This window comes from Arthrobacter pascens (assembly GCF_030815585.1).
GTDB classification, from domain to species: domain Bacteria; phylum Actinomycetota; class Actinomycetes; order Actinomycetales; family Micrococcaceae; genus Arthrobacter; species Arthrobacter pascens_A.
Genome location: NZ_JAUSWY010000001.1, coordinates 4,125,852 through 4,140,485, shown reverse-complemented (window position 1 = coordinate 4,140,485; position 14,634 = coordinate 4,125,852). Strand labels below are relative to the sequence as shown.

The following is a 14,634-nucleotide window of genomic DNA, read 5'->3' as shown; positions in this document are numbered from 1 at the left end:
ATGTGATGGCGGGCACCCCCTTTACGTATAATGAACTGATTCCGCGGCCTTCCGGTCTACGTCGTGTCGGGACCTGTGGGGAAGTGCTGGCCGGGCCCTCATCCGGCAGGCAGGAAATCCCCAGCAGACAGGTGCCACATTCATGACAGCTCGCCGAGCCGCCCGCCGCGCACGTCACAGCACGTCGCCCAGCCGATCCCCTTTCTGGCGCCGTTTTGGCATGGTTGCCGGAACTTTCGTTGCCGTCGCGATGGCTGCCGGCGCCGTTTTATGGTTCCTGGGGATGCGCACGCCGGCGGAAGCCTCAGCATGCCGGAATCCCGACGAAGTGAGCGTCGGAGTGGACGCCGCCATGGCCCCGGTGCTCGAGCAGGCAGCGACGCGGATTCCGCCAGAGGCGTGCGTGAACTTTACGTTCCAGATCTTGAGCCAGCAGGAGCTGGCGGCCAAGGTATCAGCTGACAAGGACGCACCGGACGTGTGGGTGGCGGATTCTGCCGTCCGTGTCCAAAGAGTCGTCACTGCTACCCCTCCTGAAGTCATCGTTCCGTCTCTGGCCTCGACACCCGGTGTCATCGTGGGACGCACCGGTGAGGTCCCGGTTTTCGCCACGTGGCTCAGCGTCCTGGAGGCTCCTGATGTCCAGTTCAGCGATCCCCTGGCGAGCGGGAGCGGCGAAGTTGCGTTGCTGGGAGCAGTATCCGAGGTCCAGGCCGGCCTGACGGAAGCCAAAGCGTTGCAGGCTGCAACGGCACGGCTCGCCCAAAAGGAAGGCCAGCGTTCGGGTGCGAAACTCTCGGACACGCAACAGCTTGAGTCGGTGGCTGCCGGCGGTGGGTTCGCCATCGTGACTGAAGAAGCATGGCTGACCTTCTCCAGAACCACATCAGGAGCTCGCCTGTCGGCGTCGGTCCCGAAGAGTGGGGCGGTGTCATTGAACTACCCCATGGTGGTCACCGCCGGAAACGGATCCCGGGCCGAGACTGTGGCGGAGGCGGCACGGGTTCTGGCGGGACAGGTGGCTACTGAAGACGGCAAGACGAACCTTGCGGGGCAGGGACTGCGCCCGGCGGACAGCAGCAACCTCCCGGATCAGAAGGGGATTGGCCCGGTTGTTGCGCTCGCGCCGGCGTCCGCCCAGGCTGTTGGTCAGGCCTTGAGCGCCTGGGCCGTGCAGGCCATTCCTTTCCGGTCCCTGGTGGTCATGGATGTCTCGGGTTCCATGGAATTTCCCGCCGGTGATAAGACCCGGATGGAGCTGACGCAGCAGGCAGCGACGACGGGCAGCAAACTGTTTCCGAACACCGCCGCCCTCGGGTTGTGGGCGTTCTCGATTGGCTTGGGCGGCGGCAGCCAGGACTACCTGGAGCTTGAGCCCATCCGGAAAATGGACCAGGTGGTTGACGGGGTAACCCAACGTGAACGGCTCGTGGCAGGGATTGCAGGCCTGTCGGAGCGCACAGGCGGTGCAACAGGCCTCTACGACTCCACCCTTGCCGCCTACAGGACGGTCCAGGCCTCCTACGACTCCCGCGCCATCAACAGTGTCATTCTGCTCACGGACGGTGCCAACGAGGATCCTGAGTCCCTGGACCTGGAGCAGCTGCTGGAAACCCTGCAGCGGGAACGTGATCCGGCCAAGCCGGTGGTCATCGTCGCTATCGGCATTACCGAGGACGCGGACGCAGAAACATTGAAGAAGATTTCCGCGGCGACGGGCGGCACCAGCTATGTTGCCCGGGCGCCGGAGGACATCCCCAGCGTTTTTGCGGACGCACTGCTGGCCCGAACCAGATAGGCACCCCGCAACCGCCGCGGGGCCATAGTATATGGAGCAACACCTCCCAGTGGAAAGGCCCTATTTGTGGCGAACATCAACGGCCGCAGGCTTCCGCGACTCAACGACGTAGCCGCACTCGCCGGCGTGTCCCATCAGACCGTCTCCAGGGTGGTTAATAGCCACCCCAACGTCAGCAAGGCAACCCGGGAACGCGTGGAAGCAGCCATTTCGGAGCTGGGGTACCGCCGCAACACCGCTGCCCGCAGCCTGGTGACCCGGCGTTCCCAGACCGTTGGCGTACTGGGCAGTGAGCTCTCCCAATACGGTCCGGCCAATACCATCCTGGGCGTGGAGCAGGCAGCACGGAACGCGGGCTACTTCGTCAGCATCGCGGCGCTGAAAACCGTCAACCGGGACACCATCTCCGATGCCCTGCGGCACTTTCAGGACCAGTCAGTGGACGGGGTGGTGGTGGTGGTTCCGCACTCCGAAACGCTCAGTGCGCTGGACGAGATGGACTTGGACGTGCCGGTTGTGACCGTCGGCTCGCTGGGCAACGAGAAGATCAGCGGTGCCATGGTGGACCAGACGCGCGGTGCGGAGCTCGCAGTCAGGCATCTCATTGACCAGGGTCACACCAGGATTGCCCATATCTCCGGCCCCCTTGACTGGATCGACGGTGCCGCAAGGGCTGAAGGGTGGCGGCAGACGCTGCGCGCCGCCGGGCTGGAAGATGACTTACTCGTCCACGGCGACTGGAGTGCGGGCAGCGGCTACCAAATCGGACGCCAGCTGGCTGCGGAACGGTCGTCCACGGCAATCTTCGTCGGGAACGACCAGATGGCGCTCGGCTTGTTGCGGGCATTCAGTGAGGCAGGTATCAGCGTTCCGGGCGATATCTCGGTGGTCGGGTTCGATGACACGCCCGAGGCGGCCTACTTCGTTCCGCCGCTGACCACCATCCGCCAGGACTTCGAGGAGCTCGGCAGGCGCTGCGTGGATGCCATGGTGGGGGAAATCGAACAGGGGGCGCCGGTCAGCGGAATCGTGGTCACTCCGGAATTGGTGGTCCGGGGAAGCACAGCGGCTATCTGACCTGCGCGAACTGGCAGCAGATTCCCTCAAAATTGCGGTTTGGGGTCATTAGCTGCCAGTTCGCGCTGGGAAAGTCAGGACGCCAGTATGAAGGTGGCGGCGGCTTTTTGGCCTGCCGCGACCTTGGACACAGTCAGGATTCCCTGGTTCAGGCACAGGTACGAGCCGGGGACGTCGACGGATTCGAAAGAGGCCGCCGCGGAATCCGACAAGCCCTTCCGCTGAAGGAAGGCCGAAGAGGCCCCCGCGGTGGAGGCAATGACAAGGGCGTTGCCATCGATTCTGAAGTAGTGGCCCTTCGTCAGGATTGGTTCGATCAGGACGGAGTTCTTCTTGGCGTAGCCGGGCAGAATACGGAACTGCGAGGCGGCCAGGGCAGGTGCGGCCGAAGCCGTCACGGTGGTCCCGTCGTGGGTCAAGAAGACCGCAGGAGTTTCGGCTGATTGCCAGCGGTAAGGCAACGGACCGTCGCCCACCGGAACGCCGAACTGGGGCGTGCCATCCGGATTCCAGTACAACCGCTGGACACGGGCATGCCGGTTGGGGTCATACAAAGGATCACCCGTGATGTTCCGGTAGGACCTCGCGTGGTAGACAAGCACGTCGTTGCCTGCCTCATCCACCGTAAAGGAGTTGTGGCCCGGCCCGTACTGCTTGCTTCCCTCTGACGTGATGAAAACCGGAGTGGGTGTCTTGGTCCAGGATGCTGCATCGAGCAGGTCCGCATCCGCGTTGGCCGTCAGCAGGCCCATGCAATAGTTTGCGTCGGTGGCGCTCGCCGAGAAGGTCAGGAAGATGCGGCCGCTTCGTTTGATGACCGCCGGCCCCTCGTTGACGCGGAAGCCCCTGGTCTCCCAATCCAGCGTGGGCACCGCGATGCGGACCGGGGTGCTGGACAGCGTGGAGGGTGTAGCCATGGAGGCGATAAATAGGCTGGAATTCACGCCCGCGTCGCTCTGGGCCCACACCAGATAGCGGGTGCCGTTGTGCTCAAACGTGGTGGCGTCCAGGGAAAAGGTGTCTTCGTGCGTGAATACCCGCACGGGAGCTTCCCAGACAGCCGTAGCCGGGTCCGCGGAGGCGGTGGAAATCATGTAAATACGCACTCGAAAAACGTCATTGCTGTCGCCTGCCGCGAAGTAAATGTGCCACTTGCCGTCGAAGTGATGCAGTTCGGGTGCCCAGATATGACCTCCCATGGTGCCGGAGGCCGGCCGCTTCCACACGACACTCTCCGCCGCGCTGCCGAGTCCGGAAATGGTTGACGCCGACCGCACGATAATGCGGTCGTATTCCGGAACTGACCCGGTGAAGTAATACTGGTTGTCGGTATGTTTCATGAGCCACGGGTCAGCGCGCTGGCTGACGATGGGGTTGAGGGCGGGCTTTGGGCCCGTGGCGGCCGTGGCGGGGGAGGCACCAAACAGGCTTCCCGCCGTCGCGCCGCCTGCCACGAGCACAGCGGCAGCGGAGCCCGCGCCCAGGAAGGAACGGCGGGAGAAGGAGGGCTGGGGCAAAGAAGTCATTGCGGAAGTGTCCTTTCGTTGGTGCCTTGGCATGACCAGGGCCCTGCGGAAAGCAGGGCCCTGGTCATGCGTGGGTTCTGGAGCTGTTGTGGTCCAGATTTCGGCCAGGTGAAGTCCGCTGAACCTAGCTGGTCCGTCTCGTGAAAAGCCGCTGCAGCAAGATGAAGACCAGCAGCAGGCCGCCGATGACGATCTTGGTCCACCAGGAGCTAAGCGTTCCGTCGTAGGCAATGAAGGTCTGGACGATCCCCAGCACGAGGACACCCACCACCGAACCCAGCACGTAGCCAACCCCGCCCGTCAGCAGCGTTCCGCCGATCACAACGGCGGCAATGGCATCCAGTTCCATGCCCTGGGCTGCCAGGCTGTACCCCGAAAGGCTATAGAAGGAAAACAGGATCCCGGCGATGGCTGAGCAAAGCCCGCTGACGGAGTAGACAAGGACTTTGGTGCTCTTGACCGCAAGTCCCATGAGCATGGCGGAGTGCTCGTTGCCGCCGATGGCGTAAACCGTCCGGCCAAAGCGGGTGTGGTGAAGGATGAAGAACGCCGCGCCGACGACGATGAGCGCGATCAGGACGCCGGGGGAGATGAACAGCTCCTCCGAGAGGGGGATCCTCGCCTGTGCCATACCCGTGAAGAAAGGGTCGGTAACAGGAATCGATTCGAGGCTGATCACGTAGCAAAGGCCACGGGCCAGGAACATGCCGGCAAGGGTCACGATGAAGGGCTGGATGTCGAAATATTGGATGATCAGCCCCATGAGCAGGCCGAGTCCTCCGCCGATCACCAGCACCGAGAGGATGACGATGGCAGGGTTCCAGCCGTTTTGAAGCATGGTTGCTGTGACCATCATGGAGAGGGCGACGACGGCTCCCACCGAAAGGTCGATTCCGCCCGTGAGGATGACGAAGGTCATGCCGACGGCCAGCACGATCAGGAAGGTGTTGTCGATGAAGAGGTTCAGCAGAACTTGACCCGAGAGGAAGCTCGGGTACATGCCGGCACCAACAATGAACATCAGGATGAAGAGGGCCAGCGTGGCGAGCGTCGGCGCGTAGCGCGTACCCGTGCGAAGGCGGTGCCGGACGGCCGAGGCCTTTTTGGGCGTGGGCGGGGCCACTGTGGAGAGGGGAGACATTAGACTGCGACCTTTTCCTTAGTGCGAAGCGGGCTTGCGGGCTTGAGGTTCCTCAGGAGGTTCCGGGCCTTGGGAGCCTGCAGCAGGCAAACAGTGAGAACCACCAGCGCTTTGAACACCAGCGTGACCTCCGGGGGGATGCCCAGGGTATAAACGGTGGTTGTCAGGGTCTGGATGATAAAGGCGCCCACCACCGTGCCCACTAGGCTGTAGCGTCCGCCGGCGAGGGATGTTCCACCGATGACAACGGCGAGGATGGCGTCCATTTCGATGTAGAGGCCGGCGTTGTTGGCATCCGCTGCGGTGACATTGGAGCTGATCATCAGTCCGGCGATCGCTGCACAGAACGCGCTGAAGATGTACACGATCCAGATGATGTTCCGTGCCCGCAGCCCTGCCAGCCGGCTCGCGACCGGGTTGATGCCGACCGCCTCGATCAGTGTTCCCAGCGCGGTCCGGCGCGTCAGGACCGCTGCCAGGATGAACACGACGGCGGTGATCAGGATCGAGACAGGGAGGGTGAAGAGGTAGCCAGCGCCGATTGCCTTGTAGCTGTCATTGGTGACGGACACGATCTGGCCGTCCGTGATGAGTTGGGCGATGCCGCGTCCGGCTGTCATCAGCACCAGCGTGGCGATGATGGGCTGGACGCCGATAGTGGAAACCAGGAAGCCGTTCCAGACCCCCAGCACCAGGCCGGCCACAACAGCGATGACCACTGCAACAGCGGCTGTTGCCGGCGAAGCGGGTTCAGGAGAAGCCGCAATGTAGGCACAGGATGCGGCGCCCGCAATGGCGACCACGGCACCAACGGAAAGGTCGATGCCCCGGGAGGCAATGACCAGTGTCATGCCGAGTGCGATCAGGATGGTGGGCGCACCATTGCGCATGATGTCGATGATGCTGCCGTACAGGTGGCCGTCCTGCATCCGCAGGCTGAGGAAATCCCCGCGGAAGATCTGGTTGACCGCCAGCAGTGCGACGAGGGCCAGGACCGGCCAGGCCAGCCGGTTTTTCAGAAGGGATTTCACTGAGCGCCTCCGGCGATGACTGTCAGGACGTCTTCGACTGAAACGTCGTCGTTACTAATATCGGCAACCATGGCCCGGTCCTTGATGATGGCTATGCGGTCGCTGAGGCGGAGCACTTCCTCCAGCTCGGAGGAGATGAAGAGGATGGACATACCCTCGGACGCCAGACGGTTCACCAATTTCTGAATCTGGGTCTTGGCGCCGATATCGATGCCCCGTGTTGGTTCATCCAGAATCAGCAGGTCCGGGGACGTCACCATCCAGCGGGCAAGGAGCACTTTCTGCTGGTTGCCACCGCTGAGGTTGCGGATGAGGGCCTCAGGGTTTGCCGGCCGGATGTCGAGGGTCTTGATGAACTCGGCAACAAGTTCATCCTGCACACGCCGAGGGATCCGCCGGGCCCAGCCTTTGGTCGCCTGCATGGCCAGCACCAGGTTGTCCCGGACGGTGAGGTCGGCGATGAGGCCTTCCTCTTTGCGGTCCTCCGAGCAGAAGCCGATGCCATGGTCGATGGCGGTGCGGGGCGACCGCATTTTGAGCGACTGCCCCTTGATCTTGAGGGAGCCTTCATCTGACTTGTCCGCACCGAAGAGCAGCCGCGCAGTTTCGGTGCGCCCTGCTCCGAGCAGCCCGGCAAGACCCACAACCTCGCCGGGGTAGATGGACAGGTTGACGTTGGAGACGGATCCCTTTCGCCCCAGTCCTTCTGTTTCCATAAAGGGCTGTGCATTGGACGCGAGCCTTGCCTGGGAGCGGGCGGATGCCTGGTCCAGTTCTTCGAGTACCTCAAGGTCCTTGCCGATCATCTTGGAGATGAGGTTCATGCGGGAAAGGTCGCGGGTCATGTACTCGCCCACGAGTTTGCCGTTGCGGAGCACCGTCATTCGGTCCGACAGCTCGTAGACCTGCTCCAGGAAGTGCGAAACGAACAGGATGGCCACACCCCTGTCACGCAGGTCCCGGATGACCCGGAAAAGCTGGTTGACCTCGTCTGCGTCAAGGCTTGAGGTGGGTTCGTCCAAGATCAAAACCTTTGCATTGACTTCGACGGAACGTGCAATGGCAATCAGCTGCTGGACTGCGATGGAGTGTTCGGAGAGCAAGGAACCGGGGTCCACGTGTTCCAGGTGAAGCTGGGCCAGGACCTCGCGGGTTCGTACGCGTACACCGCGCCAGTCGATGGAGCCGCGCCGCCGCGGTTCCCGCCCCAACATCACATTCTCTTCGACGGTGAGGTTGGTGCATAGATTCACTTCCTGATAGACCGTGCTGATGCCGGCGGCCTGGGATTCTGCAGGCGTGGAAAAGTTCTTGTGCTCACCGAGGACCGTGATCCGGCCCGAATCGATGGTGTAGACGCCGGTCAGGGCTTTGATTAGCGTGGATTTGCCCGCTCCGTTTTCACCCATGAGTGCATGCACTTCGCCCGGGAAAAGGCGGAAGCTGACGTCGTCAAGGGCCTTGACCCCTGGAAATCCGATGGCGATGTCGGTCATTTCGACGACCGGAACGAGCTCGTTCATCCTCTGTGTCTTTTCTGTGTTGATCCGTGCGGTGGCAGTGCCAGGCACTGCCACCGCACGGGCGGTCAGGTGAGTGTTGGCTCAGTACTGACGGGTGGGCAGGGCTTTGGTGGCCTGTTCCTGGGTGAAGGTTGTTTCTTCGGTGACGACGCGTTCGGGCACTGTTTCGCCGGCGAGGACTTTCTTGGCCAGGTCCATGAGCTGGGTGCCCAGCAGCGGGCTGCACTCGACGATGTAGTTGATCTTGCCTGCGCTCAGGGCGGTCATGCCGTCCTTGACGGCGTCGATGGTGATGATCTTGATGTCCTTGCCCGGTACCTTGCCGGCGGCTTCGATGGCTTCGATGGCGCCGAGGCCTTCGTCATCGTTGTGGGCGAAGACGACGTCGATGTCGGCGTTGTTCTTCAGGAAGGCTTCCATGACCTGCTTGCCGCCGCTGCGGGTGAAGTCGCCGCTCTGGGAGGCGATGATCTTCAGCTTCGGATCGGCCTTGATGGCCTCTTCGAAGCCCTGCTTGCGGTCGTTGGCCGGGGCGGAGCCGGTGGTGCCCTGGATTTCGACGATGTTCACGGTGTCGGTGGCTGACTTGGACTCGGCCACGAGCCATTCGCCTGCCTTCTTGCCTTCGAGGACGAAGTCGGAGCCGAGGAAGGTCTTGTAGAGGGACTTGTCGGCCGAGTCCACGGCGCGGTCGGTCAGGATGACGGGGATCTTGGCGTCCTTGGCTTCCTTCAGGACCGTGTCCCAGCCGGATTCAACGACCGGGGAGAAGGCGATGACGTCCACCTTCTGCTGGATGTAGGACCGGATCGCCTTGATCTGGTTTTCCTGCTTCTGCTGGGCGTCGGAGAACTTCAGGTCGATCCCGGCTGTCTTGGCGGATTCCTGGACGGACTTGGTGTTGGCGGTCCGCCAGCCGCTTTCGGCGCCGACCTGGGCAAAGCCCATCACGATTTTCTTGTCTGCGCCGCCGCTGGGGGCGGCCTGGGTTCCGCCGCCGCAGGCGGTCAGGGCGAGAGCTGATGCGGCCATGACCGCAATTAGAGATTTCTTGAACACAACGGTCCTCCCGGAAGCGTGAATTGCAGACAGGCGGGAGTTACTGACACCGCCGTTGCTGCAAGCGAGCTGCTGCTCTGCCAGCAAGTGTGAACGCTAACAATCGGCCGCGTCAAGTGTGGCGGGTCACAATTTGGACACCGAGCCTATTCGCCTTGCGCCGCCGCCTGATTCCCGTGGGAAGCGCTTTACTTTCCCCTGAGCACTCGTCAATACTTTCTAAAGCCAGATCCTTGTTAGCGTTCACAAGCGCGTCCACTGGCGGACCTTCAATGGAGAAAGGCCTTCACCTTCCATGCAAAGTACAGTTCGTCCGAGTCCCGCTCACAGTCCCGCGAAGCGAATGTGCACAATGGCACTGGCCGGGTCGCTCGCGGTAACGGCCCTTACCCTCGCCCCGGCACTTGGTGCCCATGCTGACACCTCAAACCGCACCATCACCGTCAACGCAGACCAGGCGGGCCCCGATATCGCTTCGACGATGTATGGGGCCTTTTATGAGGACATCAACCAAGGCGCCGACGGCGGGATCTATGCCGAGCTCGTCCAGAACAGGTCCTTTGAGTTCAATTCCGCCGACAACCGTGCCTTCACTCCGCTTTCCACTTGGGAAGTCCTCCAGCGGGGAAGTGCGGGCACTGCCTCGGTCCGCGACGACGGGAACCGCCTCAACGAGATGAACCGGAACTACCTGCAGGTGGATGCCACAACGGCCGGCGCCGGCACCGCTGCAGGCGTCGGCGTCCGCAACACGGGCTGGAACGGCGGACACCGCCTTGAGGCCCGGAAAAAGTACGACTACTCGGTCTGGGCCCGCACATCGAATCCGGCAGGCTCCACCCTGGCCGTCGCCCTGGAAACTCCCGAAGGTGCCCGGCTGGCCCTTGCCAGCATCAAGGTCAAGGGTGATGCCTGGGCCAAATACAACGTCACCCTGTCACCCAAGTCGTCAACGGCGTCGGGACGGCTGTCCACGGTGGTGCAGGGAACCGGAACCGTGCGCCTTGACATGATTTCGCTGATTCCCCAGGACACCTGGAATGGCCATGGATTGCGTAAGGACCTGGCCGAAAAGATTGCCGAATTGAACCCGGGGTTCCTCCGCTTTCCCGGCGGCTGCATCGTCAACACGGGCAGCTATGACTCCTACTCAGCCCCGAACTACACACGCTCCCGCACCTATCAATGGAAGGAAACCATCGGCCCAGTTGAGCAGCGACCTGCCAACAGGAACTTCTGGGGCTACAACCAGACGTACGGGCTGGGCTACATGGAGTACTTCCAGTGGGCGGAAGACCTCAAGGCCGTCCCGGTTCCGGTGGTTCCGGTCGGCGTGACGGGATGCGGCGACAACCGCGCCGTGCCGGACCAGGCAACCCTGGACAAATACATCCAGGACACCCTTGACCTGATCGAGTTCGCCAATGGCGACGCAAGCACGCTATGGGGTGCCAAGCGCATCGCTTACGGCCATCCGGCCCCCTACAACCTTGACCGCATCAGCTTGGGCAATGAGGAATACAAGCCGGAGTTCAAGGCGTACTTCACCCAGTTCCAGGACGCAGTGGAGGCCGCCTACCCGGACATCATGGTGATTGGCAACACCGGTCCCGACGATCAGGGGGCCAATTTCGATGACCTCTCCAAGTTCAACGCGGACCGCAACGTGGACTTCGTCGACGAGCACTACTACAACTCACCCGATTGGTTCCTGAGCAATAACCATCGCTACGACTCCTACGACCGGGACAGCTACAAAGTCTTCCTCGGGGAATTTGCGTCCCTGGCGAACAAACCGGAGAACGCCTTGGCCGAAGCGTCGTTCATGACAGGGCTGGAGCGCAACGCGGATGTGGTCAAAATGGCCTCCTACGCCCCGTTGATTGCCAATGAAGCCAACGTCCAGTGGAGCCCGGACCTGATGTTCTTCAACGGAACCTCGATCCGGACCACGCCCAACTTCGAAGTCCAGAAGCTCTTCATGAACAATGTGGGAACCCAGGTAGTCCCCAGTTCCCAGAACAACCCTGTCAGCCTGGCGAAACCGATCACCGGTCAGATCGGCCTGTCCACCTGGGCTACGGCCGCCAAGTACGACGACGTCAAGGTCACCGGGGCGGACGGTGCCCAGCTGTTTGCCGACGACTTCTCGGGTACGGCCTCGGCCTGGACCGGCAACGGCGTCGGAACCTGGTCCGTGCAGGACGGCGCTTACATCCAGTCGAGCACATCAGCACTCAACACCATGGTCACTGCCGGAAATACCTCGTGGAGCAATTACACGCTGAGTGCCAAGGCCACCAAGACTGCAGGAGCCGAAGGGTTCCTGATCGCCTTCGGGGTCAAGGACACCGGAAACTACTACTGGTGGAACCTCGGCGGCTGGAATAACAGCAAGTCCGTGGTGGAGAAGGCTGTCAACGGAGCAAAGAGCACACTGATCGAGCACAACACCACCATCCAGACCGGCCGGCAGTACGATGTCCGGATCGAAGTGACAGGGCCGATCGCCAAGCTCTACCTCGACAACGTCCTCTGGGGGACCATCGACGAGACCCCGGTGGATCCCATCTACTCCGTAGTCACTAAGGACTCGGCAACCGGGGAAACCATCGTGAAGGTGGTCAACACGTCTGACCAGGAAGCTGCTGTGGACATCAAGGTTGCCGGAACCGCAAGCCTCGGATCCAACGCTTCGGTCACCACCTTGACCCCAACCAGCGACGGCCAGAACCTGGCTCCGGCGTCGAGCGTGTTTACGGGGGCAGGAAGCAACTTCACTTACACCTTCAAACCGAAGTCGGTGACCTTCATCAGGCTTTCCCCAGCGAATTGACCAAAGTGAAGTAACACAAGTCGGCAGGTGTCCGGCCGCGTCACTGCGCTGCCGGACGCCTGCCTGCCCGGCAGCTTGCCGGTGGCTTGACGCTGCTGGTGTTAGCGTTCACAATTAGTACTAGTCCTTTTCTTTCCAACGAAGGCAAAGAGGTCCTCGCCTCTTCCCTTGGAGGCATTTCATGCAAAGCAATACACCCCAATTCTTCAGTGAGCCTGGCACCGAAAACTACGTCATCGGCGTGGACTACGGCACCCTGTCCGGCCGTGCCCTCGTGGTGCGCGTGCGGGACGGCAAGGAACTCGGAAGCGGCGTTTACGATTACCCGCACGCCGTGGTCACGGACGTGCTGCCCGAAGACGTGGCAGGCGACGGCGCCGCGCGGCTTCCCGGGGAATGGGCCCTCCAGGTGCCCAACGATTACCGGGATGTACTCCGCTACGCCGTACCGGCCGCCATTGCGGACGCCGGGATCGACCCCTCTCTGGTCGTCGGAATCGCCACCGACTTCACCGCTTGCACCATGGTGCCGGTCAAGTCCGACGGCACGCCCCTGAACGAGCTGGACGGCTTCTCCAACCGGCCGCACGCTTACGTGAAACTGTGGCGCCACCACGCCGCGCAGCCGCAGGCGGACCGGATCAACGAGCTGGCCGCAGAGCGCGGCGAGGACTGGCTCCCCCGCTATGGCGGGCTGATCTCCTCGGAATGGGAGTTCGCCAAGGGCCTCCAGCTGCTGGAGGAGGACCCCGACGCCTACGCAGAGATGGACCACTGGGTGGAGGCCGCCGACTGGATCGTCTGGCAGCTGTGCGGCAAGTACGTCCGCAACGCCTGCACCGCCGGTTACAAGGGCATCTACCAGGATGGCCGCTACCCTTCCGAGGAGTTCCTGGCAGCGCTCAACCCGCAGTTCGCGGACTTTGTCAGCACCAAACTGGAACACACCATCGGCCGCCTCGGCGATGCCGCCGGCTACCTCACTGCCGAAGCGGCCCAGTGGACCGGACTGCCCGAAGGCATTGCCGTTGCAGTGGGCAACGTGGACGCCCACGTCACTGCACCTGCCGCCAGGGCCGTGGATCCCGGCCAGCTGGTGGCCATCATGGGTACCTCCACCTGCCACGTCATGAACGGCACCGAACTGCACGAAGTCCCCGGCATGTGCGGAGTGGTGGACGGCGGGATCGTTGACGGCCTCTGGGGCTATGAAGCCGGGCAGTCCGGCGTTGGCGACATCTTTGGCTGGTTCACCAAGAACGGCGTCCCGCCGGAGTACCACCAGGCAGCCGAAGCAGCGGGCCTGGGTATCCACGAGTACCTCACCGAGCTGGCCTCCGAGCAGGCAATCGGGGAGCACGGCCTGATCGCCCTGGACTGGCACTCCGGCAACCGCTCGGTGCTGGTGGACCACGAACTCTCCGGAGTGGTGGTGGGCCAGACCCTGGCCACCCGCCCGGAGGACACCTACCGCGCCCTGCTCGAAGCCACTGCCTTTGGTACCCGGACCATCGTGGACGCCTTCCGGGATTCCGGAGTCCCCGTCAAGGAATTCATCGTGGCCGGCGGGCTGCTGAAGAACAAGCTCCTGATGCAGATCTACGCGGACATTACCGGGCTCCAGCTCTCCACCATCGGATCCACCCAGGGACCAGCCCTCGGCTCCGCGATCCACGCCGCCGTCGCTGCAGGAAAGTATGCGGATATCCGGGAAGCGGCCGCGGCCATGGGCTCCGAGCCTGGCGATGTGTATATTCCCATTCTGGAAAATGTTGCGGCCTACGAGGAGTTGTTCCAGGAATACCGCACGCTGCACGACTACTTCGGGCGCGGCAGCAACGATGTGATGCACCGGCTCAAGACCATTCAGCGCAACGCCAGCCGCTCGTCGTTTCCTTCACCCGAGGCCGCCGGGGTGTCCGCATGAGCCTCGTCGAAACCATCGCCCGCATCCGCGGCGAGGTCTGCGCACTGCATGCTGAACTGACCAGGTACGAACTGGTGGTGTGGACTGCAGGCAATGTTTCGGCCCGCGTTCCCGGCCAGGAACTGATGGTCATCAAGCCATCCGGTGTTTCCTACAACGACCTGACGCCAGAGCAGATGGTGGTCACGGACCTCCATGGTCAGCCTGTGAATGGTGACGCAACAGGTGAGTGGGGCAACCCGCCGCTGTCGCCGTCGTCGGACACAGCCGCGCATGCATACGTCTACCGGCATATGCCGGACGTAGGTGGAGTGGTGCACACCCACTCCACCTACGCCACCGCCTGGGCTGCCCGCGGCGAGTCCATACCGTGCGTGCTGACCATGATGGGCGACGAATTCGGCGGCTCCATCCCGGTGGGCCCCTTCGCACTGATCGGCGACGACTCGATCGGGCAGGGCATCGTGGAGACGCTGAAGAACTCCAGCTCGCCCGCGGTGCTGATGCAGAACCACGGCCCGTTCACCATCGGCAAGGACGCCCGGTCCGCCGTCAAGGCGGCCGTGATGTGCGAGGAAGTGGCCCGCACCGTCCACATTTCCCGCCAGCTGGGCGAGCCGATCCCCATCGACCAGGGCCACATCGACTCGCTCTACGCGCGCTACCAGAACGTCTACGGCCAATAGCTCATCGCCGTCAGCCCGCACACCTACTTC

Annotated in this window: 10 protein-coding genes; 5 read left to right on the top strand and 5 right to left on the bottom strand. The window is 62.6% G+C overall.

Annotated elements, in window-relative coordinates:
- Positions 1-142: 142 nt before the first annotated feature.
- Positions 143-1,798 carry a VWA domain-containing protein gene (locus tag QFZ30_RS19135; RefSeq protein ID WP_307078941.1) on the top strand — a complete coding sequence of 552 codons (1,656 nt, stop codon included), beginning with the start codon at positions 143-145 and terminating at the stop codon, positions 1,796-1,798.
- 66 nt (positions 1,799-1,864) lie between these two features.
- The gene (locus QFZ30_RS19130) at positions 1,865-2,875 is read left to right on the top strand and encodes a LacI family DNA-binding transcriptional regulator (RefSeq protein WP_307078939.1); all 1,011 of its coding nucleotides are present in this window, start codon (positions 1,865-1,867) and stop codon (positions 2,873-2,875) included.
- A 74-nt stretch (positions 2,876-2,949) separates the two neighbouring features.
- Here the strand turns inward: QFZ30_RS19130 and QFZ30_RS19125 are convergent, their stop codons facing one another.
- The 5 genes from QFZ30_RS19125 to QFZ30_RS19105 form a co-directional block, all read right to left on the bottom strand.
- Positions 2,950-4,401, bottom strand: a complete 1,452-nt coding sequence (locus tag QFZ30_RS19125; RefSeq protein ID WP_307078937.1) for a family 43 glycosylhydrolase — start codon at positions 4,399-4,401, stop codon at positions 2,950-2,952.
- 124 nt (positions 4,402-4,525) lie between these two features.
- Positions 4,526-5,542, bottom strand: coding sequence for a galactofuranose ABC transporter, permease protein YjfF (yjfF, locus tag QFZ30_RS19120; protein WP_307078935.1), 1,017 nt, complete (start codon positions 5,540-5,542; stop codon positions 4,526-4,528).
- Positions 5,542-6,573 carry an ABC transporter permease gene (locus QFZ30_RS19115; RefSeq protein ID WP_307078933.1) on the bottom strand — a complete coding sequence of 344 codons (1,032 nt, stop codon included), beginning with the start codon at positions 6,571-6,573 and terminating at the stop codon, positions 5,542-5,544. Before QFZ30_RS19115 ends, yjfF begins: the two co-directional genes overlap by 1 nt.
- Entirely contained in the window at positions 6,570-8,096 is a 1,527-nt protein-coding gene (locus QFZ30_RS19110) for a sugar ABC transporter ATP-binding protein (protein ID WP_307078931.1), read from the bottom strand. The genes QFZ30_RS19115 and QFZ30_RS19110 overlap by 4 nt, the downstream gene beginning before the upstream one ends.
- Positions 8,097-8,177: 81 nt before the next feature.
- A complete protein-coding gene (locus QFZ30_RS19105) occupies positions 8,178-9,128 on the bottom strand; it encodes an ABC transporter substrate-binding protein (RefSeq protein WP_307078930.1) in 951 nt (316 codons plus the stop codon).
- A gap of 379 nt (positions 9,129-9,507) precedes the next feature.
- On the opposite strand from QFZ30_RS19105, the gene QFZ30_RS19100 reads away from it, so the two are divergent.
- The 3 genes from QFZ30_RS19100 (at position 9,508) to QFZ30_RS19090 (ending at position 14,604) form a co-directional block, all read left to right on the top strand.
- Entirely contained in the window at positions 9,508-11,991 is a 2,484-nt protein-coding gene (locus QFZ30_RS19100; RefSeq protein WP_307078928.1) for an alpha-L-arabinofuranosidase C-terminal domain-containing protein, read from the top strand.
- 181 nt (positions 11,992-12,172) lie between these two features.
- The gene (gene araB / locus QFZ30_RS19095) at positions 12,173-13,918 is read left to right on the top strand and encodes a ribulokinase (protein WP_307078926.1); all 1,746 of its coding nucleotides are present in this window, start codon (positions 12,173-12,175) and stop codon (positions 13,916-13,918) included.
- On the top strand, positions 13,915-14,604 hold the full coding sequence (locus QFZ30_RS19090; RefSeq protein WP_307078924.1) for an L-ribulose-5-phosphate 4-epimerase: 690 nt from the start codon (positions 13,915-13,917) through the stop codon (positions 14,602-14,604). The genes araB and QFZ30_RS19090 overlap by 4 nt, the downstream gene beginning before the upstream one ends.
- The last annotated feature ends 30 nt before the right edge of the window (positions 14,605-14,634 follow it).